At 69.4% G+C, this 25,372-nt stretch carries 26 protein-coding genes and 1 pseudogene; 16 read left to right on the plus strand and 11 right to left on the minus strand.

Annotation, left to right across the window (positions count from 1 at the left end; genetic code table 11):
• Positions 1-48: 48 nt before the first annotated feature.
• The 4 genes and pseudogenes from FFI97_RS03545 (at position 49) to FFI97_RS03560 (ending at position 2,824) form a co-directional block, all read left to right on the plus strand.
• On the plus strand, positions 49-960 hold the full coding sequence (locus FFI97_RS03545; RefSeq protein WP_062480116.1) for a 2-dehydro-3-deoxygalactonokinase: 912 nt from the start codon (positions 49-51) through the stop codon (positions 958-960).
• Positions 957-1,598 carry a 2-dehydro-3-deoxy-6-phosphogalactonate aldolase gene (locus FFI97_RS03550; protein WP_139702868.1) on the plus strand — a complete coding sequence of 214 codons (642 nt, stop codon included), beginning with the start codon at positions 957-959 and terminating at the stop codon, positions 1,596-1,598. Before FFI97_RS03545 ends, FFI97_RS03550 begins: the two co-directional genes overlap by 4 nt.
• A 33-nt stretch (positions 1,599-1,631) precedes the next feature.
• Positions 1,632-2,384 (plus strand): annotated as a pseudogene (locus FFI97_RS03555) (aldolase); the annotation flags it as partial.
• A gap of 113 nt (positions 2,385-2,497) precedes the next feature.
• Positions 2,498-2,824 carry a hypothetical protein gene (locus FFI97_RS03560; protein WP_095746254.1) on the plus strand — a complete coding sequence of 109 codons (327 nt, stop codon included), beginning with the start codon at positions 2,498-2,500 and terminating at the stop codon, positions 2,822-2,824.
• 6 nt (positions 2,825-2,830) lie between these two features.
• Here the strand turns inward: FFI97_RS03560 and FFI97_RS03565 are convergent, their stop codons facing one another.
• From FFI97_RS03565 to FFI97_RS03580, 4 genes are all read right to left on the minus strand, one after another.
• Positions 2,831-3,538 carry an SDR family oxidoreductase gene (locus tag FFI97_RS03565; RefSeq protein ID WP_139702870.1) on the minus strand — a complete coding sequence of 236 codons (708 nt, stop codon included), beginning with the start codon at positions 3,536-3,538 and terminating at the stop codon, positions 2,831-2,833.
• Between the two features lie 36 nt (positions 3,539-3,574).
• A complete protein-coding gene (locus FFI97_RS03570) occupies positions 3,575-4,999 on the minus strand; it encodes an MATE family efflux transporter (RefSeq protein ID WP_095949010.1) in 1,425 nt (474 codons plus the stop codon).
• Positions 5,000-5,014: 15 nt separating this feature from the next.
• Entirely contained in the window at positions 5,015-6,331 is a 1,317-nt protein-coding gene (locus FFI97_RS03575; RefSeq protein ID WP_144004362.1) for an MFS transporter, read from the minus strand.
• 108 nt (positions 6,332-6,439) lie between these two features.
• Positions 6,440-6,895 (minus strand): MarR family winged helix-turn-helix transcriptional regulator, encoded by a 456-nt coding sequence (locus tag FFI97_RS03580; RefSeq protein WP_139702871.1) that lies wholly within the window; start codon positions 6,893-6,895, stop codon positions 6,440-6,442.
• Between the two features lie 75 nt (positions 6,896-6,970).
• On the opposite strand from FFI97_RS03580, the gene FFI97_RS03585 reads away from it, so the two are divergent.
• From FFI97_RS03585 to FFI97_RS03625, 9 genes are all read left to right on the plus strand, one after another.
• Positions 6,971-7,537 carry a PaaI family thioesterase gene (locus FFI97_RS03585; RefSeq protein ID WP_062480131.1) on the plus strand — a complete coding sequence of 189 codons (567 nt, stop codon included), beginning with the start codon at positions 6,971-6,973 and terminating at the stop codon, positions 7,535-7,537.
• Positions 7,538-7,600: 63 nt separating this feature from the next.
• Entirely contained in the window at positions 7,601-10,330 is a 2,730-nt protein-coding gene (locus FFI97_RS03590) for a hypothetical protein (protein WP_139702872.1), read from the plus strand.
• Between the two features lie 156 nt (positions 10,331-10,486).
• Positions 10,487-11,548 (plus strand): Fe(3+) ABC transporter substrate-binding protein, encoded by a 1,062-nt coding sequence (locus tag FFI97_RS03595; RefSeq protein ID WP_139702873.1) that lies wholly within the window; start codon positions 10,487-10,489, stop codon positions 11,546-11,548.
• 34 nt (positions 11,549-11,582) lie between these two features.
• On the plus strand, positions 11,583-13,268 hold the full coding sequence (locus tag FFI97_RS03600) for an ABC transporter permease (protein WP_139702874.1): 1,686 nt from the start codon (positions 11,583-11,585) through the stop codon (positions 13,266-13,268).
• Entirely contained in the window at positions 13,265-13,948 is a 684-nt protein-coding gene (locus tag FFI97_RS03605) for an ABC transporter ATP-binding protein (protein ID WP_139702875.1), read from the plus strand. The genes FFI97_RS03600 and FFI97_RS03605 overlap by 4 nt, the downstream gene beginning before the upstream one ends.
• A 14-nt stretch (positions 13,949-13,962) precedes the next feature.
• The gene (locus FFI97_RS03610; protein ID WP_139702876.1) at positions 13,963-15,219 is read left to right on the plus strand and encodes a hypothetical protein; all 1,257 of its coding nucleotides are present in this window, start codon (positions 13,963-13,965) and stop codon (positions 15,217-15,219) included.
• Positions 15,220-15,320: 101 nt separating this feature from the next.
• On the plus strand, positions 15,321-16,001 hold the full coding sequence (locus FFI97_RS03615) for a glutathione S-transferase family protein (RefSeq protein WP_139702877.1): 681 nt from the start codon (positions 15,321-15,323) through the stop codon (positions 15,999-16,001).
• Positions 16,002-16,059: 58 nt separating this feature from the next.
• Positions 16,060-16,473 (plus strand): lactoylglutathione lyase, encoded by a 414-nt coding sequence (gene gloA, locus FFI97_RS03620; protein WP_139702878.1) that lies wholly within the window; start codon positions 16,060-16,062, stop codon positions 16,471-16,473.
• Between the two features lie 25 nt (positions 16,474-16,498).
• Entirely contained in the window at positions 16,499-17,068 is a 570-nt protein-coding gene (locus tag FFI97_RS03625; RefSeq protein ID WP_139702879.1) for a DUF1697 domain-containing protein, read from the plus strand.
• 4 nt (positions 17,069-17,072) lie between these two features.
• Here the strand turns inward: FFI97_RS03625 and FFI97_RS03630 are convergent, their stop codons facing one another.
• The 4 genes from FFI97_RS03630 to FFI97_RS03645 form a co-directional block, all read right to left on the minus strand.
• Positions 17,073-17,801, minus strand: a complete 729-nt coding sequence (locus tag FFI97_RS03630; protein ID WP_139702880.1) for a haloacid dehalogenase type II — start codon at positions 17,799-17,801, stop codon at positions 17,073-17,075.
• Positions 17,802-17,803: 2 nt separating this feature from the next.
• A complete protein-coding gene (gene eda / locus FFI97_RS03635) occupies positions 17,804-18,439 on the minus strand; it encodes a bifunctional 4-hydroxy-2-oxoglutarate aldolase/2-dehydro-3-deoxy-phosphogluconate aldolase (RefSeq protein WP_095949017.1) in 636 nt (211 codons plus the stop codon).
• 41 nt (positions 18,440-18,480) lie between these two features.
• Entirely contained in the window at positions 18,481-20,310 is a 1,830-nt protein-coding gene (gene edd / locus FFI97_RS03640; protein ID WP_139702881.1) for a phosphogluconate dehydratase, read from the minus strand.
• Positions 20,311-20,509: 199 nt separating this feature from the next.
• Positions 20,510-21,058 carry an OmpA family protein gene (locus FFI97_RS03645; protein WP_139702882.1) on the minus strand — a complete coding sequence of 183 codons (549 nt, stop codon included), beginning with the start codon at positions 21,056-21,058 and terminating at the stop codon, positions 20,510-20,512.
• Positions 21,059-21,193: 135 nt separating this feature from the next.
• Here FFI97_RS03645 and FFI97_RS03650 point away from each other — a divergent pair, with 135 nt between their 5' ends.
• Positions 21,194-21,889: a gamma-glutamylcyclotransferase gene (locus FFI97_RS03650; protein WP_062480152.1), complete on the plus strand. Its 696-nt coding sequence runs from the start codon at positions 21,194-21,196 to the stop codon at positions 21,887-21,889.
• Positions 21,886-22,425, plus strand: coding sequence for a superoxide dismutase family protein (locus FFI97_RS03655; protein WP_095949020.1), 540 nt, complete (start codon positions 21,886-21,888; stop codon positions 22,423-22,425). Before FFI97_RS03650 ends, FFI97_RS03655 begins: the two co-directional genes overlap by 4 nt.
• A gap of 17 nt (positions 22,426-22,442) precedes the next feature.
• Here the strand turns inward: FFI97_RS03655 and FFI97_RS03660 are convergent, their stop codons facing one another.
• Positions 22,443-23,012, minus strand: coding sequence for an NTP transferase domain-containing protein (locus FFI97_RS03660; protein WP_139702883.1), 570 nt, complete (start codon positions 23,010-23,012; stop codon positions 22,443-22,445).
• Positions 23,013-23,041: 29 nt separating this feature from the next.
• On the opposite strand from FFI97_RS03660, the gene pdxH reads away from it, so the two are divergent.
• A complete protein-coding gene (gene pdxH / locus FFI97_RS03665) occupies positions 23,042-23,698 on the plus strand; it encodes a pyridoxamine 5'-phosphate oxidase (protein ID WP_139702884.1) in 657 nt (218 codons plus the stop codon).
• A 7-nt stretch (positions 23,699-23,705) separates the two neighbouring features.
• Here pdxH and FFI97_RS03670 read toward each other — a convergent pair whose 3' ends face one another.
• Both FFI97_RS03670 and FFI97_RS33555 read right to left on the minus strand, forming a co-directional pair.
• On the minus strand, positions 23,706-24,929 hold the full coding sequence (locus FFI97_RS03670) for an OmpA family protein (protein WP_139702885.1): 1,224 nt from the start codon (positions 24,927-24,929) through the stop codon (positions 23,706-23,708).
• Positions 24,929-25,312 carry a hypothetical protein gene (locus FFI97_RS33555; protein WP_185993553.1) on the minus strand — a complete coding sequence of 128 codons (384 nt, stop codon included), beginning with the start codon at positions 25,310-25,312 and terminating at the stop codon, positions 24,929-24,931. Before FFI97_RS33555 ends, FFI97_RS03670 begins: the two co-directional genes overlap by 1 nt.
• Between the last annotated feature and the right edge of the window lie 60 nt (positions 25,313-25,372).

Consider the following 25,372-nt stretch of genomic DNA (forward strand, 5'->3'; position numbering starts at 1 on the left):
CTGTGCACGCGCCCCGAACAACCTCTCGAAACGCTACAGACGACAAACATGACAAGACTCATCGCCATCGACTGGGGCACAAGCTCGCTACGCGGTGCATTGCTCGACCCGAGCGGGCAGGTCATCGAAGAGCGCAGCGACGCCCGCGGCATCCTCACCGTGCCCGAGGGCGGCTTTCCTGCCGTGTTCGAGTCGCTGTTCGGCGACTGGATGCGCCTGGCAGACACGCGCTGCCTGATCTCCGGCATGGCCGGCAGCAAGCAGGGCTGGGTCGAAGCGCCCTACTGCCCCTGCCCCGCAGGCCGCGTCGAAGTAGGCCGCAGCATCATCGCCACAGACGCCATCCCCGGCGCACGCATCGCCATCGTGCCCGGCCTCAGCGACGAGCACGCCGGCGTGCCCGACGTGATGCGCGGCGAAGAGGTGCAGATCCTCGGCGCCATGACGATCACCGGCCTGGACGATGGCGTCTTCGTGCTGCCCGGCACCCACAACAAATGGGCCACGGTCAAGAAAGGCCGCGTCGCGGGCTTTCGCACCTACATGACGGGCGAGTTCTACGCGCTGCTGAGCCAGCACTCGATCCTGGGGCGCACGCTCGATGCGGCCGCGCCGCTCGACGAAGCCGCCTTCCTCGAAGGCGTGACGCGCTCCGAGAACGGCCACGGCCTGCTGCACAACGCCTTCGGCACCCGCACGCTCGCGCTGTTCGAGCGCATGCCCAAGGAAGAGCTGTCGAGCTACCTGTCGGGCCTGCTCATCGGCGAAGAGCTGCGCACGCAATCGGTACAGGCCGTCGGCGAGGTCGTGCTGATCGGCTCTTCCGCCCTCACCCAACGCTACACCCTGGCCCTGCGCGCCACCGGCGTCGCCACGCGCACGCTCGGCGCCGAAGCCACCTGGGCCGGACTGCACACGCTGTCCGGCTTCCTCGACACCGACAGGACACCCGCCCCATGACCACGCCCCTCGATAAATTCAACGCCGCGATGCAGGCCCTGCCGCTCGTGGCCATCCTGCGCGGCCTCTCGCCCGCCGAAGCCTCTGCCGTGGGCGACGCCATCGTCGAGCCCGGCTTCCGGCTGCTCGAAGTGCCGCTCAATTCGCCGCAGCCGCTGGAGAGCATCGCGCTGATGCGCCAGCGCTTTCCGAACGCGCTGGTCGGCGCGGGCACCGTGCTCGACGCGAAGCAGGTGCGCGAGGTGCATGCGGCCGGCGGCGAGCTGATCGTGTCGCCCAATTTCAACGCGGAAGTGATCCGCGAGGCGGCGCGCCTGGGCATGGTCTGCCTGCCCGGCGTGATGACGCCGACCGAGGCCTTCGGCGCGCTCGCGGCCGGTGCCACGGGCCTGAAGCTGTTCCCGGCCGAGCTGGCCTCGCCCGCCGTGGTGAAGGCCCTGCTCGCGGTGCTGCCGGCCGGCACGCCCGTGATGCCCGTGGGTGGCATCGCGCCCGACAACATGGGCGCGTGGCGCGCGGCCGGCGCGGCCGGCTTCGGCATCGGCTCGTCGCTCTACAAGCCCGGCAAGACCGCCGCCGCCGTGCGCGAGGACGCGCAGCGCTTCGTGGCGGCCTGGGCCGGCCTGGCCCGCGCCTGATCCGGCACGAACAATTCACCCACCACAAGAAAGAAGGAGACCCCCGCGATGTCCGCCGATTCCGAATACGCCAGCCCCGCCGTGCGCCAGTTGCGCGAGGACCTCGCGCTCGCCTTGCGCGCCGCGGCCCACCACGGGCTGTCCGAAGGTGTGTGCAACCATTTCAGCGTGTTGCTGCCGGGCGCGCAGGACCGCTACCTCATCAACCCGCGCGGGTTGCACTGGAGCGAGATCGGTCCCGACGACATCGTGCTGATCGACGTGCACGGCGAAGTGCTCGCGGGCCGCCATCGCGTGGAGCCCACCGCCCTCTTCATCCACGGCGCGGTGCACCGGCTCACGGGCCACGCCGTGGTGCTGCATTGCCACATGCCCTACGCGACGGCGCTGACGCTCACGGTCGACCGCGCACTCGACCCGACCGCCAGCCAGAACGCCATGCGCTACATGAACCGCATCGCCATCGACGCCGAGTACAACGGCCTGGCACTGGACGACGCCGAGGGCGAGCGCATCGCGCGCGCCATGGCCGGCAAGGACGTGGCCTTTCTCGCGAACCACGGCGTGATCGTGGCGGGCGGCACCATCGCCCATACCTACGACGACCTGTACTACCTGGAGCGCGCCTGCCTGCACCAGGTGATCGCGCAATCGACCGGGCGCCCGCTGGTGCCCGTCAACGCCCAGCTGGCCGCGCACGTGGCGGCGCAGATCCAGGGCGAGCGGGAACAGTCCGACCTGTTCTTCGAAGCCCTGCGGCGCATGCTGCCGGCCCCGCCACGCTGAAAAAGCGTGCGCGCAGCGGCTTACAGCTCTTCATGCGATTTCGCTTCCGGCTTACAAGAACTTCACATAATGGCGCGACGATGAGGCATCGCAATCACTCCCCAGGAGTCGCCATGAAAAAGCTGACATTCGCCTTCGGTGCTGCCGCCCTGCTGTCGCTGGCCGCCCTCACCGCGCCGGCCCATGCCCAGGCCGGCGGCCCGTTCATCCAGGCCCAGGTGTACGTGACCCCCGCGCCGCCGCCGCGCCATCACTACTACGCCCCGCCGCCGCCCCCGCGCCACTACCACCCGGGCTACTACGACGGCCCGCGTCGCCACGGCTATTACGACCACGGCCGCCGCGACTGGGAAGGCCGTCGCCACGGCCGCCGGGACAACGACGGCGACGGTGTGCCCAACCGTTACGACCGTCGCCCGAACAACCCCTACCGCTATTGACGCACTTCAGACCGGCGGACTCGCATAAGCGGGCCGCTCGGTCGAAAGGCTCTGCTTGAGCTGGCGCGTGACCTCGTCCGCCAGCACCTCGGGCAGCCCCGCTTCCACGCCCGCCAGCGCCTGTCGCGCCGCATCGTCGGGCGAGGTCTTGGGACCGGGCAGGCGCGCCGCCATGTCGGTGTCCATGAGCGCCACGTGCAGGCTCGTGACCTGCGTGCCCTGTCCCGCCAGTTCGTTGCGCAAGCCGTTGCTCAGCGACCAGGCCGCCGACTTGGTGGCGCTGTAGGTCGCCACGCCGGGGAACGTCGTCCAGGCCAGGGCCGACAGCACGTTGAGGACCGCACCGCCGCCGTTCGACGCGAGCACCGGCGCAAAGGCCTGCGTGAGCGCCCAGGGGCCGAAGAAGTTGGTCTCGAACTCGGCGCGTGCCGCGGCCACCGCGTCGGGCGAGCCCAGGAAGCTCGATCCGCGCGAGATGCCCGCGTTGTTGACCAGCAGCGTCACGTCGCCGCAGGCGCGCGCGGCGGCCTCGATCTGCGCGGGCTGCGTCACGTCGAGTGCCACGGGCACGACGCCCGCGAGCGTGATGCTCTTGGGGTCGCGCGCAGCCCCGTAGACCTTGCGCGCGCCGGCCGCGAGCGCCGCCTTGGCGAACGCCAGGCCGAGCCCCCGGTTGGCACCGGTGATGAAGACGACGGAATCCTTGATCTGCATGACGAGCCTTTCGTTGAAAAGAAATCGATGTGCGCTTCAGGCCTGCGCCACGCGGCGCAGCAACCCCTGGGTCGTGCGCGGCCAGCCCACGCGGCCGAACCACGCGCCGCCCGCGATGGCAGAGGCAATGACGATGCCGTACACCACCAGCGCCACACCCTGCGCCGCGAACACGCCGGTGAGCCCGCCGCCCCAACGCAGCGCCAGCCAGCCGCCCGTGCCCGCCACGGCGAGCCGCGCGATGTTGCCGAGCACCGGCCACAGCAGCCGGCCCGCGCCCTGCGAGGCGAAGTACAGCACCAGCCCGACACCGAAGAAACCGTACAGCGGCCCCACCACGCGCAGGTAGTGTGCGCCGGTCTCGAGCATCACGGGGTCGTGGCCGAACAGCATCAGCCACGGACGCGGGAACAGCGCCGCAGCCAGCCCGATGACCTCGGCCATGCCGAAGGCCAGCGCCGCGCCAGCCCAGGTGGCACGCAGCGCACGCTCGCGCAGCCCTGCGCCCATGCAGGTGCCGACCATCGCGACCAGCGGCGCACCGAGGCCGAACACCAGCGGCACCAGCAGGTACTCGAGCCGCGATGCCGTGCCGTAGCCGGCGAGCGCGCCCGCGCCGAAATGGCCGGTGAGTGCGGTGGCGATACCGATCGACAGGTTGGTCGCCACCGTCGACACCGTGCCCACCAGCCCGATGCGCAGGATGTCGCGGAACAGCGGCCAGCGCATCTGGAACGCCGCCAGCGTGGGCCGCAGCAGGCTGCGCGGCGAGCGCAGGTAGGCGATGAGCGCGAGCGAGCCCAGCAGGTAGTACAGCAGGAGCGCCAGCGCGCCGCCCGCAATGCCCATGCCGCCCCACGGCCCGATGCCGAAGATCAACAGCGGCGACGCCGGAACAAGGAACACCACGCCCACCACCGTCACGTTGGCCGGCACCGCCATGTTGCCGGTGCCGCGGATGATGGCGGACAGCGAGTTGAAGAGCCACACCAGCACCGCACCCGCGAACACCCAGTTCGAGTACGTGAGCGCGGCTTCCAGCGCGGCGCCGGTGCCGCCCATCACGCCGTACAGCCAGCGCCCGCCCAGCAGCAGCGCGAGCGTGAAGCACAGGCCGAAGCCGATCGCGATGACCACCGCGTGCCACACCAGCGCATCGGCGTCGCCCCGGCGGCGCGCGCCCAGCGCACGCGCGATCGACGAGGCGATGCCGCCGCCCATCGCGCCGCTGGAGGTCATCTGCATCAGCATGACGATGGGGAACACTAGCGCCATGCCGGCCAGCGCGTCGGTGCCGAGCTTGCCGACGAAGTAGGTCTCGATGAGCCCGACGGAGGCCTGCGCCAGCATCACGAGCACATTGGGCGCGGCCAGCCGCAGCAGCGTGGGGATGATGGGCGCCTCGAGCAGGCGGCGCGTGCGCGGGTCGAGGTCGCCGTTCGCTTGTTGGGGGGTGGTCATGCGGGTCTCCGGCAGTCAGGCGCGCGCGGCGGCGTTGCTGGTGGCCGCGGCCGGTGCAGCAGCGGTCTTGGCGGGACGGCGGATCGCCATGACGATCACCGCCGCGAACAGGCAGGCCGCGCCGGCCGTGTACAGCGCCGGCGTATAGGTCAGCAGCAGCGTGCGCGCAAAGCCCGCGCCGTAGGCCGCGGTGGCCGCGCCCAGCTGGTGGGCCGCGAAGATCCAGCCGAACACCAGCCCGACCTTCGCGGGGCCGAAGGCGGCGCCCGCGAGCTTGACGGTCGGCGGCACGGTGGCGATCCAGTCCAGGCCGTAGAACATCGCGAACAGGCCCAGGCCGTAGATCGTGAATTCGGAGTGCGGCAGCCAGAACAGCGACAGCCCGCGCAGGCCGTAGTACCAGAAGAGCAGCTTGCGGTTGTCGTAGCGGTCGGAGAGCCAGCCCGACAGGATGGTGCCGACGAAGTCGAAGGCGCCCATCATCGCGAGCACCGAGGCGGCGGGCACGGCGCTCATCCCGTAGTCGCCGCACAGCGAGATGAAGTGCGTCTGCACCAGGCCGTTGGTGCTCAGGCCACAGATGAAGAAGGTGCCGGCCAGGATCAGGAAGGTGCGGTTGGTTGCCACCTCGCGCAGCACGCGGAACGGCGTGGCGAAGTTCATCGTGAAGGCGGGCGCCGGCGCCGGCTGCGTGCCGGGCGCTTCGCCGTAGGGCCGCAGGCCGATGTCCGACGGCCGGTTGCGCACCAGGCACAGCGCGAGCAGCGCGATCACCACGCTGCCGACCACGATCGGCACGATGGCCGAGCGCCAGCCCCAGTGCTCGATCATCCAGGCCGCCAGCGGCAGGAAGGCCAGCTGGCCTGTGGCCGCGCTGGCCGTGAGCATGCCCACGACCAGGCCGCGCCGCGCGACGAACCAGCGGTTGGCCACCACGGCGCCGAGCACCAGCGCCGTCATGCCGGTGCCCAGGCCGAGCATCAGGCTCCACAGCACGAACAGTTGCCACAGCTGCGAGGCCGTGGTGACCAGCGCCATGCCCAGGCCGACCAGCGTGAGGCCGGCGCACATCACCGCGCGCAGGCCATAGCGCTCCATCAGCACCGCGGCGAACGGGCCCATGAGGCCGAACAACGCAAAGCGCAGCGCGAGCGCGGACGAGATCTGCTCGGTGCTCCAGCCGAACTCCTCGCCGAGCGGCTTCATCATCGCGCCCGGCAGGCCGAGCGCGGCCGACATGGTGAGCATGGTCAGGAAGGTGACGGCGGCGACGATCCAGCCGTAGTGGATGCCGCGGCGCTGCAGCCATGCGGAGACGTGGGTGGCGAACATGGGACCTCTGGAACTGTTGGAATGGGTCGGGGGAAAACGAAGAGACAGGAAATCCGGCCGCGCGGCTTCAGGGGCGCGGAACGTGTTCGTTGAAAGGGGGTGGGAGCGTCAGTCCTGCACGTCGACCGGCTCGCCCGTGCCGAGCAGCGCGAGCGATTCGTCGATGAGCGCATGCAGCGCGAGCACGCGCTCCACGCCCAGCAGCGCATTGAGCTTGAGCTGCGCCGTCTTCCAGTGCTGCTGCGCTTCGCGCCACTTGGCCTCGCCGGCGTCGGTGAGCGACACCAGCCGGCTGCGCGCATCGGCGCCCGCCACTTGCGCCACCCAGCCCGCGGTGATGAGCGGCTGCAGGTTGCGGCTCAGCGTGGACGCGGTCATCTTCAGTTCGCCCGCCAGGTCGACCGGGCGCATCGGGCCCAGGCGCTTGAGGTGCGACAGCAGCGAGTACTGCGTGGTCTTGAGGCCGCTGCGCGACACCTCGGCGTCGTAGTGCTGCGTCAGGCGGCGCATCAACTGGCGCGTCTTGAAGCTGGTGCAGCCGCGGGGTTGGGTGGGAGTGTCCATGGGGTATTATTGTATGTGCAACTATTGCATATGCAATCAACCCCTCCCCGCAAAGCCCCCAGCAGGAACACAGGCATGACGCAGCAAGCTTTCACCGACACCCCTTCCAATCTGCTCGACGCATGGATCGCCGAAGAACGGCAGATCGCCGAGCGCCTCGAGAACGGCCCCGGCCCCGGGCTCGCGCGCCCCGAGCAGGTCGCCGGCAAGACTGGCCTGGAGGTCATGCAGGCCATGCTCAACGGCGAGATTCCCTACGCCGCCATCGCCAAGACGCTGGACTTCACCATCGTCTCGGTCAGCAAGGGCATCGCCATCTTCCAGGGCACGCCGCTGCCGCAACACCTGAACCCGCTGGGCACCATCCACGGCGGCTGGGTCGCCACGATGCTCGACTCGGCCCTGGGCTGCTCGGTCCACACCATGATGCCGCCCGGTCGCGCGTACACGACGGCCGAACTCAGCGTGAACTACGTCAAGGGCCTCACGCCGAAGGTGCAGCGCGTGCGCGCCGAAGGCAAGGTGATCCACTGCGGCAAGCAGCTCGCGACCGCCGAGGCGCGGCTGGTCGGGGCGGACGGCACGCTGTATGCGCATGCGACGACGACGTGCCTGGTGTTCGAGGTGCCGGCGGGGCGGTGAGGTCCCAAAGACCCCGCTCTCGTTGAATTGCGGGGCGCCCCTCACTTCTTTGAAGGCCGACATATGTCGGCCTTTTTCGTTGGGGCGTTCGGCGAGAAAGTCGTCATCGCCAACCAAGGAAAAGACTGCCATGGCCGCCATGGGCTGGCCGGCGGCGGAACCCTCCGCCGCCGAACCCGAAGGTACCGCCTGCGTTCGCGCAAGGCAGCCCGCAGAGGACTCAACCAGATGACAACGACACTTACCGAAAAGACTTTTGCCGAGCTGTTCACCTATGCGGGCGGCACGAACGGCTCTCGCGTCAACGCCCAAGGCTTCATCGAGCCCTGCGCCACGCCGCGCTTCGACTTCGATCCGATCACGAAGGTGGCGAAGGGGCTGCTCATTGAAAACGCGCGAATCAACCAATTGGCGTTTTCGTCGCGATTTGAAAACGCGGTCTGGGCGAAGACGAGCGTCACCGCCGTGCCTGGCGCAGCCCAGGCGCCGAACGGACGTTGGGATGCTTGCAAGCTGACCTTGCTCAACGGCGGGATCGCGTCCGTGGGCCGCGCGTCGCAGACGACTGCCAAAGCGGCGGCCGCAATCACCTACGCCTTTTCTTTCTATGCGAAGGCCGCAGGCTCCTCGAATGGATGGGCCTTTGCTTCCGGCGCGACAACAGGCGAAAGAATCAGCTTCGCCTTCGACCTGTCGGCCTTGACCATCTCCCTCTTCACCATCTCTGTCTTTACGGAGGTGTCGAAACGGATCGTCGATGTCGGCGGTGGGTGGCGCAGGGTCGAGATCGTCTTCACGACAGACGCATCCGCGGCGCTGACCGCGGCCGTCTACCCCGGCGCAGCGGCTGCCGGCACCGGCCCCGGCGACGGCGTCGCCGGCCTCTACATCTGGGGTGCGCAGCTCGAAGTGGGTGCGTTCGCCAGCTCCTACATCCCCAGTTGGGATGGGGTCACGGCACGGGCCTCGATCGGCAGCTACTACGACGCCGAAGGCATCCTGCGTTATGCGGCGGCAGGCGTTGCGCGCAACAGCTACGAGCCATCGAATCTGGCGTTGCCGCCTGTGCTGATGGTGGAAGAGCAGCGCACCAACATCCTGCTCAAGAGCAGCGACATGCATTTGGTTCCATGGTTCTTTGCCGGCGCAGTCTCACGTGCGACCGGCAAGTTGGCCCCCGACGGGACATTGCGAGCCGTCGAGGTCTCCGGAACACCTACCGGATCATTGGGCCAGTCGGCGGCTGCTACATCGACGGTGATGACGTTCTCCGTCTATCTGAAGAACGTATCGAGGAACGCTCCAGTGTCGCTACAGCTGCGCAATACGACCACAGCGGCGCAGTTCACTTTCGGCTATGCCACGCTTCATGGTGGCAGTCCTTCTATCTCGGGCAATGGGTGGGAAATGCGGTCGGTGGGCGGCGGATGGTTCCGCTGCGCATTCACCCAGTCTACGGGGATCACCGTCGGCGATACGCTTGCCATCTACCCATTTCATGTCGGCGACGGCACCGACCACGGTGCATTTCAGATCTGGGGCGCCCAGCTCGAAACGGGTGCCTTTGCTACAAGCTACGTTCCGAGCGCCGAGACCTTCATCAGCCGCGCGTCCATCGGGACTTATTTCGACTCGACGGGTGTAATGAAGACTGCTGCGGCTGGCGCGGCGCGGATGACCTACAACCCGACCGATCTGAGCATCGCGCCGTGGCTGATGCAGGAGGGGCAAAGCACGAACCTGCTGCTCAACAGCCAGATCGCCGCTGGGGTCGCCGGCGGGACCACGCCGCCACTGGTCTCCAGCGAAACGGTGGACGGAGAAGCCTGCGTCGCAACGACCTTCACACCGGCCATGACCTCCACGGGCTACGCGGGTTGTCGCATGCAGGGCGGCTCCGGAATTGGCGCAACGGTCATGGGAGGCACCGCCTACAGTTCGAGCAGCTACGTGAAACTCAGTCGACCGCTGACCGGAAGCGAGTCGATCACGATGTACTACACGGGCATCTCCGCGCTTGGCTCATTCATCATCACAGCGGCCAATTCGGCCCAGTTTGTGGACAGATTCACGCGGGCGGTTGTTCAAAATGTGACGGCTGCGGGCAGCACCAGCGGAGGGGTCTACCCGGTCGTCAACGCAAACACGGTTGTCACAAGCACTCTGACCGTCTGGATATGCAAAGGCCAGGTCGAGGTGGGACCTGTGGCAACCAGCTACATCCCCACGACGACCGCAACGGTCACCCGAGCGGCGGACGCCGCCACCTCGACCGCGGCCACCCGCCAGGCAGACACCGCAACCTCCGCCGCCACGACACGCGCCGGCGACGTCATTCGCGTCGACACGACCAAAGGCTGGTGCAATGCCGCCGAAGGCACCCTCTTCATGGAGTTCGGACGGCCGAGAGAAGGAGACTCGTCGACGCGCAACCTGATCGAGATTGGCTCCGCCATCGCCAACCGCGTCGGCATCGGCTTCAATACGACGGGGTCCGCCTACGCGTATTCCAACGCCAATGGCGTGTCAGGCCCAAGCACGCCAGGAGTCGGACTCCTCGGCACCCCCGTTGGCAGCCCGGTCAAGACCACGGTCAGCTATGGCGCCGACGGCCTTCGCTACGGATGCAACGGCCAGTTGTTCAAAGCGGCCATGACGACGGTCCCGCCCATGAACTTCCTGGGCATCGGGAACCTTGCCACCGGCGGCAACCAGCCGTTCCTTCATGTCCGATCGGTGCGATACCAACCGCAGAAACTGACCGATGCGGAAGTCGTGGCCTTGACGGCCTAGAAGCCCCCGGCCGAGCGCATCGCAGTAAACCCTCAACCCGTAAGCCAAAGGAAAACCCACCCCTCCCCGTCAGTGATAATTGTTCTCATCAGCGACGCACCCGTCGTCGCCGATGCCTTTCCTAGAACACCTCACCGCACCTGGAGGATCCTCTTCATGACCGACCGTTCCGACCCCCAGGGCCGCGTGGCGCACGCCCTCCTCGGCGTTTCTGCCGCCTGGCTCGCCCTCACCGCCCTGCCCGCGCACGCCGCCAATGACGAGCTCACGCTCTACACGACGCGCGAGCCGGCGCTGATCCAGCCGCTGATCTCGGCGTTCAGCGCGCAAAGCAAGATCAAGGTCAACACGGTGTTCGTGAAGGACGGCCTGCTGGAACGCGTGAAGGCCGAAGGCGCCCGCTCGCCGGCCGACGTGCTGATGACGGTGGACATCGGCAACCTCGTCGACCTCGTCGAAGGCGGCGTGACGCAGCCGGTGAAGTCGGCCGCGCTCGAGTCGGCCATTCCGGCCAACCTGCGCGGCGCCGACGGCCAATGGTTCGCGCTCTCGCTGCGCGCCCGCGTGCTGTACGCCGACAAGAACCAGCCGCTGACCAGCTTCCGCTACGAAGACCTGGCCAACCCGAAGTACAAGGGCAAGGTCTGCATCCGCGCCGGCCAGCACCCCTACAACACGGCCCTGGTGGCCGCGATGATCGCGCACGACGGCGAAGCCAAGACCGAGCAGTGGCTGCGCGGCGTCAAGGGCAACCTGGCGCGCAAGGCCACCGGCGGCGACCGCGATGTGGCGCGCGACATCCTGGGCGGCATCTGCGACATCGGCGTGGCCAACTCGTACTACGTGGGCCAGATGAAGAGCGCCAAGGAAGGCACCGACGCGCGCAAGTGGGGCGACGCCATCAAGGTGATCCGCCCGACCTTCGCCAGCGCCAAGAGCGGCGGCACGCACGTGAACATCAGCGGCGCGGCCGTGGCCAAGAACGCGCCGCAGCGCGCCAACGCGGTCAAGCTGCTCGAGTTCCTGGTGTCGGAACCGGCCCAGGCGCTGTACGCCGACGCCAACTACGAGTACCCGGTGCGCAAGGGCGTGGCCCTCGACCCGATCATCGGCCAGGCCATCGGCGAGCTGAAGGTCGATCCGCTGCCGCTGACCGAGATTGCCAAGTACCGCAAGCAGGCCAGCGCCCTCGTCGACAAGGTCGGCTTCGACCAGTGACCTGCATGGCCGGGCACACCTTGCCGGCAACTGAATGCTGATTTCGCGGCGCCAGCCGCCGGGCCTGCGCGCCGCGGGCCCGGCATGGCGCTGCGCGTCGTTCCTGATCGCCCTCGGCGTGCTCGCGCCGGTGCTCACGCTGGCCTGGCTCGCGTTCGGCTCGGGCGTCGGCCACTGGGGACCGCTGTTCGCGCACGTGCTGCCGCAGGCGGCGTTCAACACGGCGCTGCTGCTCGCGGGCGTCGGCACCCTCGTCCTCGTGATCGGCACCGGCTGCGCCTGGCTGGTCACGGCGCATGACTTCCCCGGCCGCGGCGTGCTCAACTGGGCGCTGCTGCTGCCGCTGGCGATGCCGACCTACATCGTCGCCTTCGCCTACCTCGACCTGCTGCATCCCATCGGTCCCGTGCAGGGCGCGATCCGCTGGATGCTGGGCTTCGACAGCCCGCGCCAGTTCCGCCTGCCCGACCTGCGCTCGATGCCGGGGGCGATCTTCGTGCTGGGCTTCGTGCTCTATCCGTACGTCTACATGACGGCGCGCGCGATGTTCATGACCCAGCCGGCGCACCTGCTGGAAGCGGCGCGCACGCTGGGCGAGAGCCGCCGCGGCGCGTTCTTTCGCGTGGCGCTGCCGCTGGCGCGGCCGGCGCTGGCCGTGGGCCTGAGCCTGGCGCTGCTCGAGACGCTCAACGACATCGGCGCCTCCGAATTCCTCGGCGTGAACACGCTCACGGTGGCGGTCTACACCACCTGGATCACGCGCTCCGACCTGGCCGGCGCCGCACAGATCGCCTGCGCGATGCTGTTCGTGGTGGTGGCGCTGGTCTGGCTCGAACGCAACGGCCGCCAGCACCAGCGCTTCGGCTCCGCGCAGCGCATGCGCGCGGTGCAGCCCCGGCGCCTGCACGGCGGCGCGGCCTGGGCGGCGACCGCGACGGCGGCGCTGCCGGTGCTGATCGGCTTTGTCGCGCCCGCGCTGTACCTGGTCTGGGAAAGCGGCAAGCGGCTGCACCAGGGCGGCGGCATTTCGCAGGGCCTCGTGGCCAGCCTGGGCAACACGCTGGCGCTCGCGGCCGGCGTGACGGTGGTGGCCGTGGCGGCGGGGCTGGTCGTGGCCTGGGCCTCGCGCAGCCAGGGCACGAGCCTCAACCGCGCCCGCTGGCAGGCGCGCGCGGCCACGCTGGGCTACGCGGTGCCGGGCACGGTGCTCGCCATCGGCCTGCTGACGCCGGCGCTGGCCTTCGACGCGGCGCTGGCCGGCGCGATGGGCTGGCAAGGCCTGCCGCTGATGGGCGCGGGCATCGTGCTGGTCATGGCCTGCGCCATCCGCTTTCTTGCGATGCCCGTGGGTGGCATCGAGGCCGGGCTGGCGCGCATTCCGCCGGCCATCGAGCAGGCCTCGCGCCTGCTCGGCGAAACCACCGGCGGCACGCTGCGCCGCGTGCACCTTCCGCTGCTGCAGCCCGCCATCGCGGCGGGTGCGCTGCTGGTCTTCGTCGACGCCATGAAAGAGCTGCCGGCCACGCTGCTGCTGCGCCCGGCCAACTTCGACACCCTCGCCACCTGGCTCTACGCCGAGGCCGCGCGCGGCACCTACGAAGAAGGCGCGATCGCCGCGCTGGCCATCGTGGTCGCCGGCCTGCTGCCGGTGGTGCTGCTGGCGCGCAACCAGCTCGGCACGACACCGGCGGTGACGCCTCCCGACACGGACCCCGCATGAGTTCCCCGCTTCATCTCGACTCGCTCCAGCTCGCGTACGACACGCCGCGCGGCCCGCACACGGTGGTCGACGGCTTCTCGCTGGACCTGCCCGCGGGCGAGATCGCCTGCCTGTTCGGCCCCTCGGGCTGCGGCAAGACCACGGTGCTGCGCGCCATCGCCGGCTTCGAGCCCGTGCGCGCCGGCACCATCCGCCTCGGCGACACGCTGCTGTCGTCGCCCCAGAAGCACCTGCCGCCCGAGCAGCGGCGCGTGGGCATGATGTTCCAGGAGTACGCGCTGTTCCCGCACCTGTCGGCCGCCAGGAACGTGGCCTTCGGCCCGCGCCGCCTGGGCCGCGCGGCGCAAAAGGCGCGCGTGGCCGAGATGCTCGCGCTGGTCGGCCTGGCCGAGGCCGGCGAGCGCTACCCGCACGAGCTGTCGGGCGGCCAGCAGCAGCGCATCGCACTGGCCCGCGCGCTGGCGCCCTCGCCGGCCCTGCTGCTGCTGGACGAGCCGTTCTCCAACCTCGACGGCGGCACGCGCGAGCGCCTGACCGCCGAGGTGCGCGGCATCCTGAAGAAGGCCGGGCAGACCGCGATCCTGGTCACGCACAACGAGGCCGAGGCGCATGCGATGGCCGACCGCATCGGCGTGATGCACAACGGGCGGATCACGCACTGGCTCGAGACGGCCTCGTAACGAAAGGCCTCACGGTGCGCAACGCGACCCGACTCTTCCTCGCGTGGGCGACATTGCTCGGGTCGGCGGTGCCGGCCCTGGCAGAAGTCCGTACGGTCTACCAAGGCACCCTCGGCACCAGCGAGGTCGTGCTCGAAGTGAATGCCACTGGCGGCGGGCGGTATTTCTATCGCCGCCACGGTGTCGACATTCCACTCTCCGGGCCGGTGACGAAGCTCGTGGAAGCCCTCCCGATCCAGGGCGAGGCGATGTACCGGGCGGCACAAGGCGGCAACGCGCCGTTGTTCGAAGATGCGCAGACCCGGCAGCCGGGCCCGACGTGGCGCGGCCAGGTGGTCGAAGGCACCTTTGCCGGAAGTTGGAGCGATGGCCCCAGCAAGCAGAACGTCGCGTTCGAGCTTCGACAGGTTCGCCAGTACGACCCAGACCGGAGTCCCGGCGCCACCGCGCCGGTGACGCGCGCCATCCCGCCAGGCAACACCACCGGCGCGGCTTCGGACGCACCGGTTTCCATCGAGACGGCACCCTACGACCACCTGAAGCTGCAGACCCCGCTCAAGCAAGGCGCGGAGCACGTCAGCGGAGCGGTGGCATGGCGCATGGTCATCGATCCGCGCACGCGCTTTTCCTATCCGCGGCTCACGCGACACCCGGATGCGCGCGTGGTCGAGAAGGTCAACGCCATCCTCGCGCGCAGGCACGGACAGCTCAGCCTCGCCGCGCTCGAATGCAAGGCCACCCTCTACACCGCGACGCACCCGGCGGCCGGCTCGCTGGGGGACTACGACGCGGAATCGGTGCGCGTCACCTTTCTCAGCCCGACGCTGATGAGCGTCGTCGAATCGGGGAGCACTGACTGCGGCGGCCCCCATCCCCACAACCACTACGCGCCCTACACGCTCGACCTGGTCCGTGGCGAGTACCTCGACTTCGATCACCTGTTCCGCACGTTCACCAGGACACCGGACGGGTTCGTGCCGAGCAAGACGCTCATGGCGCTGATCGGGAAGAAGCTGAAGGCAGAAGGGCGCGGGCCCGAATCCGCAGCCGCCGCAGAACCGCAGCACTACACGGGTTGCGACGAGGTGTGGCCCGAGTACCTGGCGTTGCATTTCGAGCGCACCCGCGGGCGCGATGCGTTGGCCGTCGCGGTCAGCGGCGTGCCGCACGCGCTCGGCGCCTGCCTCGGCACCACGGTGGCGCTGCCGTTCACCGAACTCAGGCCCCTTCTCAAGCCTGCGGCCGGCGCGTACCTCTTTCCCAAGCCGTAGCAACCGGGCGGCGCCCGAATGGGCTTTTCCAGAAAAGGTTGTTCAGGCCCGCAAGAATCGCGGCGATCCGACCACCCATTTCTTCGAAGACGGAACGCCCCATGACCCAGGCCCTCACCCTCGTCAGCCACCTGCTGTGCCCCTACGTGCAACGCGCCGCCATCGCACTGCACGAGAAGAACGTGCCCTTCGAGCGCGTGGTGATCGATCTCGCGAACAAGCCCCAGTGGTTCCTCGACATCTCGCCGCTGGGCAAGGTGCCGCTGCTGAAGGTGCAGCGCCCCGACGGCACCGAGGCCGTGCTGTTCGAGAGCAACGTGATCTGCGAGTACCTCGAGGAGACGCAACCCGGCGCCCGCCTGCACCCCGAAGACCCGCTCGCACGTGCGCAGCACCGTGCATGGATGGAGTTCGGCTCGGCCATCCTCGCCGACCTGTGGGGCTACGAGACCACGCAGGACGCCGCCGTGTTCGCGCAGAAGCGCGAGGCGCTGGCCACCAAGTTCGAACGCGTCGAGGCCGCGCTGGGGCAAGGCCCCTACTTCGCAGGCGAAGCCTTCAGCCTCGTCGACGCGGTGTTCGCACCGGTGTTCCGCTACTTCGAAGTATTCGATGCGATCAGCGATTCGCACCTGTTCGATGCGCTGCCCAAGGTGAATGCCTGGCGCCATGCGCTGGCGGCGCGGCCCAGCGTGCGCGCGGCGGTGGTGCCCGAGTACCCACGGCACCTGATGGATTTCCTGAAGAAGTACCAAGCGCACCTGCTGACGCTGGCGGCTTGATCGTCCTGAGCAGAGGGCGACAATAGCCCCCTTCCCCCCATAACGACAGACCCACGAGATGCGACTTCTCCACACCATGCTGCGCGTTGGCAATCTCCAGCGCTCCATCGACTTCTACACGCAGGTGCTCGGCATGACGCTGCTGCGCACGTCGGAAAACCCCGAGTACAAGTACAGCCTCGCCTTCGTCGGCTACGGCAACGGCAACCCCGACCAGGCCGAGATCGAGCTCACCTACAACTGGGGCACCGAGAGCTACGAGCTCGGCACCGCCTACGGCCACATCGCGCTCGGCGTGCCCGATGCCTACGCGGCCTGCGACAAGATCAAGGCCGCCGGCGGTAACGTGACGCGCGAGGCCGGCCCGGTCAAGGGCGGCACGACGGTGATCGCCTTCGTGACGGACCCCGATGGCTACAAGATCGAGCTGATCCAGCGCAACGAGAACGCGTCGGGCGGCGGCCTGCGCTGAGCCGTTTCGGGCGGCACGCAACACCATGGCAAGCCCGAAGACAAAGAAGAAGGACGCGCCGCTGACGCGCTACGTCGCCCTGCTGCGCGGCGTGAACGTCAACGGCATCACGATCAAGAGCGCCGACCTGAAGGCGCTGTTCGTCGACGAACTCGGCTTCGGCGTGGTGCGCACGGTGCTCGCCAGCGGCAACGTGCTGTTCGACACCGACGTACTCGATGCCGCCGCGCTGCGCACGCGCATCGAGCAGGCGCTGCGCCAGTGCTTCGGCTACGAGGCGTGGATCGTCTTGCTCACGCAGCGGCAGGTGGCCGACATGGCGGCGGGCTATCCCTTTGAGCGCATCGACGACACGCACCACCCGTACCTCGTATTCGGCTCCGACGCCGCGATGCTCGACGAGATCATGGACAAGGCCGGCACGGTCGATGCCAAGGTCGAGCAGCTGGTGCGCGGCGATGGCGTGCTGTACTGGCAGTGCCCGCGCGGCGAAAGCCTGGAGACGCCGGTGGCCAAGCTGCTTGCGAAGACCCGCTACAAGTCGAGCACCACCACGCGCAACCTGCGCACGGTGGAAAAGCTCATCACGGACTGATTGATCAGCAGCCCAGCCGGTCGGCCAGCGCGACGATGTCGCGCACATGCAGGCTGTTGTCCGGCTGCGGCGACACGTCCTTCGGCTGCTTGCGGCCGAACTCGTGGGGCCGCTCGATGTACGCCGTCTTCAGGCCGCACACGCGCGCGGCCGCCAGGTCGTCGTGGTGCGCCGCGGCGAGCATGACCTGGCCCGGCGTGGCGTCGAACACGCCCGCCACGCCGAGGTAGGTGCGCGGGTCGGGCTTGTAGGCCTTGAACACCTCGGCCGACAGCACGCAGTCCCAGGGCAGGCCGGCGCGCTTGGCCATCTCGGTGAGCAGGCCGATGTTGCCGTTGGAGAGCGTGCAGATGGTGAACTTCTTCTTCAGCCGCGTGAGCCCCTCGACCGCATCGGGCCAGGCCGGCAGGCGGTGCCAGGCGCGGCTCAGGTCGCGCTTGGCGGCGCTGTCGAGGTGGTCGGCCAGGCTGAAGTCGTGCAGCACCTGTTCGAGCATGCTCAGGTGCAGCTCGTCGAGCAGCGTGAAGCCGCCCTCGCCGGCCGCGATGCGTTCCATCACGGCCTTCATGGCGGGCTGGTAGCCGGCGCGCCAGGCCAGCGCAAAGGCCGCGCCGTCCACGCCGGGCAGCACGCGCTCGACCTCGGCCGCGATGCCGCTGTGCCAGTCGACCACCGTGCCGAACACGTCGAACGCGATGACCTTGAGGTCGCCCGCGTCGAAATCGGCCGACATGCTCAGCGCGGCAGCTGGCTCGCGGCGCGCGCCAGTTGCTCGATGCGGGTCCAGTCGCCGTCGCGGATGGCGTCGGTCGGCACGATCCACGAACCGCCCACGCAGGCCACGTTCGACAGCGCGAGGAACTCGGCTGCGTTGCCCGCATGGATGCCGCCCGTGGGGCAGAAGGTGACGTCGCCGAACGGGCCCTGCCAGGCCTTGAGCATCGGCAGGCCGCCGGCCTGCAGCGCGGGGAAGAACTTCAGCTGGGTGTAGCCGTCTTCCTGCGCCGTCATGATCTCGCTGCCGGTGGCCACGCCGGGCAGCAGCGGCAGGCCGAGGTCGTGACAGGCCTTGCCGACCGCGCGCGTGTAGCCCGGGCTCACGCCGAACTTGGCGCCGGCCAGCGCCGAGGCCTGCGCGTCGGCCGCGCTGCGGATGGTGCCGGCGCCGGCAACGGCTTCAGGCACTTCCTTGGCGATGGCCTCGATGCACTGCAGCGCCTGCGGCGTGCGCAGCGTCACTTCGAGCATGCGGATGCCGCCTGCGACCAGCGCGCGCGCCAGGGGCACGGCGTGTTTCACGTCGTTCAGCACGATGACCGGAATGACGGGTGCGTCGCGCATCACGTCGAGGGGGGTGAGTCTGTCTGTCATCTCATGGCTCCAAAAATTTCTTGCGGCCCGCGTGGGCCCCGTCACATCCAGGTGCAGGCGCCCTCTTCGGCGGTCAGGGCGTTGCGGCGCATGCCGGCGAACAGTTCGCGGCCCAGGCCGTGCCCGTCCGCGATGCGTTGCGCGTCGGACAGCGTCGCGGTCTCGCGCGCGGCCCATTCGTCTTCGGGCAGCAACACGGCGAGCGTACCCGCTACGGCGTCGAGGCGGATCAGGTCGCCGTCGCGCACCTTGGCCAGCGGGCCGCCGGCAGCGGCTTCGGGCGACACGTGGATGGCCGCGGGGATCTTGCCCGAGGCACCGCTCATGCGGCCGTCGGTGACCAGTGCCACGCGGAAGCCCTTGCCCTGCAACACCGACAGCGGCGGCGTGAGCTTGTGCAGCTCGGGCATGCCGTTGGCCTGCGGGCCCTGCCAGCGCACCACGCAGACCACGTCTCGCTCCAGCTCGCCGGCCGTGAACGCTTTTTGCAGCGCGGCCTGCGAGTCGAACACGCGCGCGGGCGCCTCGATGACATGGCGGTCGTCGGGCACCGACGACACCTTGATCACGCTGCGTCCCAGGTTGCCGCTGAGCAGCTTGAGGCCGCCGGTGGCGCTGAAGGGGCTGGCCACCGGGCGCGTGACGGCTTCTTTCTGCAGCGGTGCAGCGGGCGTCCATTGCAGGGTGTTCTCGCCGGCCAGCGACGGGATGTTGGCGAATTCGCGGATGCCGCCGGCGCGCACCGTGAGCACGTCGGCGTGCATCAGACCAGCCTCGACCAGCTCACCGATCACGAAGCCCGGGCCGCCGCAGGCCTGGAACTCGTTCACGTCGGCGCTGCCGTTGGGGTACACGCGCGTGAGCAGCGGCACCACGTCGGACAGCTGGGAGAAGTCGTCCCAGTCGATGAGGATGCCCGCAGCGCGCGCCACGGCCACCCAGTGGATCAGGTGGTTGGTGGAGCCGCCCGTGGCCAGCAGCGCGACCATGGCGTTGACGATGCAGCGCTCGTCGACCATTTCGCCGATGGGCGGACAGTTGAAGGCCGTGTCGCTCGCCTTGCCGAGCACCGAACGCACGGCCTCGCGCGTGAGCGTCTCGCGCATGGCGTCGCCGGGCTGGATGAAGGCGGTGCCCGGCACGTGCAGGCCCATGGCCTCGAGCAGCATCTGGTTGCTGTTGGCGGTGCCGTAGAAGGTGCAGGTGCCGACCGTGTGATAGGCGGCCATCTCGGCCTCGAGCAGGCCCTGGCGGCCCACGAGGCCCTGCGCCGCCTGCTCGCGCACCTTCGACTTGGCGGTGTTCGACAGGCCCGAGGGCATCGGCCCGGCGGGCACGAAGACGGTGGGCAGGTGGCCGAAGTGCAGCGCGCCGATCAGCAGGCCCGGCACGATCTTGTCGCACACGCCGAGCATCAGGGCGCCGTCGAACATGTCGTGCGTGAGCGCCACCGCAGTGCTCATGGCGATCAGGTCGCGGCTGAACAGACTCAGTTCCATGCCGGGCGTGCCCTGCGTGACGCCGTCGCACATGGCGGGCACGCCGCCGGCGACCTGCGCGGTGGCGCCGTGGCGGCGGGCCTCGTGCTTGATGATGTCCGGGTAGCCCTGGTACGGCGCGTGGGCCGAGAGCATGTCGTTGTAGGCGGTGACGATGCCCAGGTTGGGCGCGCGCTCGGCCACCACCTTGAACTTGTCGTTGGCCGGGATGCCGGCCACGGCGTGCGCCACGTTGGCGCAGCCCATGCGATCGGAGCCGCGGTCGCGGGCGCGGATCTCGGCCAGGCGCGTGAGGTAGGTGCTGCGCGTGTCGCGGCTGCGCGCGCGGATGCGATCGGTGACGTCGCGGACGGTGGGGTGTGTGCTGCTCATGGGGAAGTTGGCTCTTGCTGCGTGTCGCCGGCGCGACTGTGGGCCTGGAGGCCCATCGTACCAATTCGAGCGCGACGCCCCGATGAAATCAGGCCGCAGAACGATACGAAATTACTCAGGCATGCACCCGGCTGCGTGCAGGCACAAAAAAACCCGGCCATGCCGGGTTTTTTGATGGAGATGCAAAAGGCCGGATTGCTCAGTCGACCAGCCGGACTTCGACGCGGCGCGCCTCGGCGTTGTTGCCCGATCCGGCGGTGACGGCGGGCTTTTGCAGGTCGATCTTCTCGGCCGGCACGCCCAGGCCCGCCAGCACCTCGCGCACCATCTGGGCGCGCTTCTTGGCCAGTTCCTCGTTCACGGCGGCATCGCCGGTGGTGTCGTGGAAGCCCGAGACCACGGCCTTGCGGCCGCCCTCGACGCCCTTGATGACCAGGGCCAGCGCCTCGGCCGCGCCCGGTGCGAGGTCGGCGCTGCCGGTCGCGAAGTAGAAGTTCACCACGCCGCCGACCACGCGGATGCTGGCGCCGTCGGGGATCACCACGGTGACGGTCTCGGTGACTTCGGTCACCTGCACCGCGCCGCCCGGTGCCGGCGCCGAAGCCGCGACAGCGGGCTTGGCCTGCGCGGCCGTCGCGCCCAGGCCCTTGTGCCAGAAGGCGACACCGATCACGAACATGATCACGAGCATGATCAATGCCACCAGGAAGCCGAGGGCGAAATTCTGCTGGCTGTCGTCGTTGTTCATGGAAGCGCGATCTCCGTAGGAAAGGGGTCGGTAAATAATGGTGCGGTGAACCATGATCACGAAATTGTAGGCGCCACCCCCGACACCCCCGTGTCAGCCGGCGCGCCGGACCCCGGTCCGCCGGGTCTCGACCCCATGCCCCGTCCGTTGCGCGACCCGCAGCCGATGCTGGAACGCGCGATCGCCGACTGGGGCGGGCGCGACGATCTCTGGCTGTTCGGCTACGGCTCGCTGATCTGGCGGCCCGAATTCGGCTTTGCGGAACGGCGCGCGGCCTCGGTGCACGGCTGGCACCGCGCGCTCAAGATGTGGAGCCGCGTCAACCGCGGCAGCGTGCAGACGCCGGGCCTGGTGTTCGGGCTGCTCTCGGGCGGCAGCTGCCGGGGCGTGGTGTTCCGCGTGCCGAAGGCCGAGGGCCTGGAGACGCTCAAGCGCCTCTGGCTGCGCGAGATGCCGACCGGCGTGTACGACCCCAAGTGGCTGCAATGCGGCACCGCCGAAGGGCCGGTGCGCGCGCTGGCCTTCACGCTGTCGCGGCGCAGCCCCAACTTCACGGGCGAGCTCAGCGACGAGCGCTACCGCCACATCTTCGCGAATGCCGTGGGCCGCTACGGCAGCTCACTCGACTACGCGCGCCAGACCCTGCTCGAGCTGCAGCGCCACGCGATCCACGACGCGGCGCTGGCCCGGCTGGTGGCGCTGGCCGCCGAGCCGCCATTTCAGACACCCGCCGATTGCGGGACAGCCCCGGCTCCGGTATACGTTGCGGGGTCTTCGGACACCGCGTCCTCTCAACCCTCCACCCCGTTCATCAACAAGGAAAACCAATGATCCATCGCCGTCTCCTCGCCACGGGCACCGCCCTCCTCGCCACTGCCGTGCTCGCCGCCTGCGGCAGCATGGGCGGCAAGCCGAGCACCACGGTCGAGCTGACGCCGACCGCCGCCGTCACGCCCAACCCCGCGCGCGGCTCGGTGACGCTCACCGCACTCGACCACGGCGTGCGCGTGTCCGGCGAGGTGCGCGGCCTGGCGCCGGGCAGCGAGCACGGTTTCCACATCCATGAAAAGGGCGACTGCGGCAACAACGGCAACGCCTCGGGCGGCCACTTCAACCCGGCCGGCGGCACGCACGGCAAGTTCTCCGCGCCCGGCAGCCATGCCGGCGAGTTGCCCAGCCTCGTGGCCGACGCCAGCGGCGTGGCGCGCTTCAGCGTCGAGAACCACGCGATCTCGCTGACCGACGGCGCCGCCAACAACGTGCGCGGCCGCGCGCTCGTGGTGCACCGCGACCGCGACGACTTCACGACGCAGCCCGCCGGCAACTCCGGCCCGCGCGTGCTCTGCGCGGTCGTTGCCCAGAACTAAGCAAAAAGTGTGAGCGGTCAGGCGCCCGCGCGCGCCTGCCAGAGCGCCTCGGCCCGCGCCAGGGCCTCGGGCGTGTCGATGTCGGTCACGACGCCGGCATCGTCCACGGCCAGATCGATGACCGAATCGATGGCACGCATCGCACGCAGGACGGACGATGCGCCCAGATTCCCCTCCAGCGCCGCCAGCTGCGCCCAGCAGCCCGCCGCAAAGCCCACGGGATGCCCGCGCTCGCCCCGGTACTGCGGCTGCACGGCATTCACCCGCCCACCAAGCGCGGCGGCCACCGCCCGCAGCGTCGCGGGCTGCACCAGCGGCAGGTCGCCCGGCAGGATCAGCCAGCCCGCCGCGTCGGGCGTGGCACGCACCGCGGCAGCGATCGAATCGCCCATGCCGGGGTGCCCCGCGTCTTCCAGGTGCCACGGCAGGCCGCTCGCGCGCACCGCGTCGAGCGTGCGCTCGAGCACCGGCCGGCCCGCGAGCAGCGCCTTCAGCTTGGAACCCGTGCCGCCGGCCGCGATGAAACGCTCGCCACGGCCCGAGGCCAGCACGATCACGGTCGGGGAGTTCGCCTCTGTCGTCGTCATGGGCCGAGTATGTGCGCAACAATCCCGGCATGACTTCTTCTCCTCTTTCCAAGGACGCGCTGGCCGCGCTGCGCAAGAGCTACGAGCGCGCCGAGCTCGACGAGACCCGCAGCGCCGCCGACCCGATCCAGCAGTTCGAGCGCTGGCTCACCGAGGCCGTCGACGCGCACATCCCCGAGCCCAACGCGATGACGCTGTGCACCGTGGGCAGCGACCTGCGGCCGTCCAGCCGCATCGTGCTCATCAAGGGCTACGACGCACGCGGCATCGTCTGGTACACCAACTACGACAGCCGCAAGGGCCGCGAGCTGTCGGGCAACCCGTATGCCTCGCTGCAGTTCCATTGGGTCGAGCTGGAGCGCGTGGTGCGCATCGAGGGCCGCGTCGAAAGGGTCAGTGCCGAAGAGAGCGACACCTACTACGCCAGCCGACCGCTCGATTCACGCATCGGCGCCTGGGCCAGCCCGCAGAGCGAAGTGATCAGTGGGCGCGACGTGCTGGTGAAGAACGCCGCCGTGTACGCCGCCAGGCACCTGCTCTCGCCGCCGCGTCCGCCGCACTGGGGCGGCTTCCGGCTGGTGCCCGACCGCTGGGAGTTCTGGCAGGGCCGCAAGAGCCGGCTGCACGACCGGCTGCGCTACAGGCTCGAAGGCGCGGACTGGGTGCGCGAACGCCTGGCCCCTTAAGCCTGCCTCAAGCCTCGCAAGTCGCAACCTTGAACTCGACGCGCCGATCCAGCGCGTCGCTCGCATCGTCGGCGCCCGTGCCGACGATGTTCTCGCGAAAGCCCATGCCGGCTTCGCGCAGCTTCTTCGACAGCGGCGGCGCCTCGCCCACCAGCCGCGCCTTGACGCTGGTCGCGCGCTGCAACGACAGCCGCTCGTTGACCGCCTCCGAGCCCGTGCGGCTCGTGTGGCCCGTGACCACCACGCACGACTCGATCTGCGCCGCCTGCCGCGCGATCTGGCGCAGCCACATCGGGTAGGCCGCGCTGATCTTCGGGTCGGCCAGGAAGTCGGTCGAGCCCGGCTTGAACAGGAACTTGACGCTCAGGTTGTTGCTCTCGAGCCCCAGCCGCGCCAGCGTGCCGAAGGTGCGCTCAGCGTCGGCCGTGCGGCCCAGCTGCGACTGCGTGAGGTACAGCCCGCTGTAGATGCGCAGCTGCTGACCATCGGACCGCTTCGACGCGGCCTCGTAGCGGCTCAGGGCCTCGCTCATGCGGCCGGCCTCGTAGGCGGCGGTGGCCTCCTGCAGCACCGTGGCGGTCGGCAGGCGCTCCAGGTACAGCGCGTCGGCGGCCTGCCCGGCCGGCGTCTCGGCGGTGCGGATGTAGCCCTCCACGCCGCGGTCCTTGCCGTTCACGGGGCTGTCGCGGAAGAAGGCGGTGGGCCGCGTGTCGAGCGACGCATCGCTGATGCGCGCGACCGACTGCGCGATCACCATGCCGCTCTTGATCTCGGTCATGGCGAGGTTCAGCCGGTACGGCGCGCCCGAGGCGTCCTTGTCGCGCACCAGCGTGCCGTTGAGCACGTACTGCGCGTTGCCGATCTCGTTGGCGTTGAACGGCGTCACGGTGAACTGCTTGAACTGCGCCTGCATGCGCTGCACGATGCGCTGCTCGGCCACGCGCGTCACCTCGGTCTGCTGGCCGCTGGCGCCTTCGAGCAATGGGTCGATCACGATGCGCCGCTGCGTCAGCGTCGACTCCACCTTGGCCAGGAAGGCCGGCAGTTTCTGGGTCTGCACCATGAGGTCGTCGACCGCCTGGGTGACGGCCTGGTCGAAGGGCATGGCGCTGCTGGGCGCGGGGCGGTGCGCGCAGGCGGCGGCCAGCAGCGTGGCGGTGCACAGCGCCAGCACGCGCCACAGGGTGCGGGGGGCGGCGGTGTTCGCTGTGTTCGTGTGGGTCGTGGTCATCAGCACTGGCTCCTCAAAATGGTCATGTCCTGGTCCGACAGCGGCTCGCCCACGGCGGCGCGCATGTTGATCTCGCTGCAGCGTTTCGAAGGCGCGGGGCGCCGCTCGACGGGTTCGCGATGCACCTCGGGCGCCGGGGCCGGCGCTGCGGTGGCGGTGATCTGCGGGCGTGGCTTCGGCGCCGGCCGCACGACGGCGGGCTTGGGCTCCGCTTCCTTGGCCGGCGGCGCCTCCGCCGGCACGGGAACGGCCAGGCAGGGCGTGCGGCATGGCTTGGCCTCGCCCGCCGCATGCGCGCGTGCGCCGTGCAGCGCGATCACCGTCGCGACCACCGCCGTCACTGCAAGGGCAAGGGGCGAAACACGCGCCGGGTAGATCGTCATCAGCCGGCAAATGTAGGGGCGCGAACGCCGCTCGCCAGCCCACCAAACGGCCACCCCTGC

Origin of the sequence: Variovorax sp. KBS0712 (assembly GCF_006323185.2) — a bacterium.
GTDB lineage: Bacteria > Pseudomonadota > Gammaproteobacteria > Burkholderiales > Burkholderiaceae_C > Variovorax > Variovorax boronicumulans.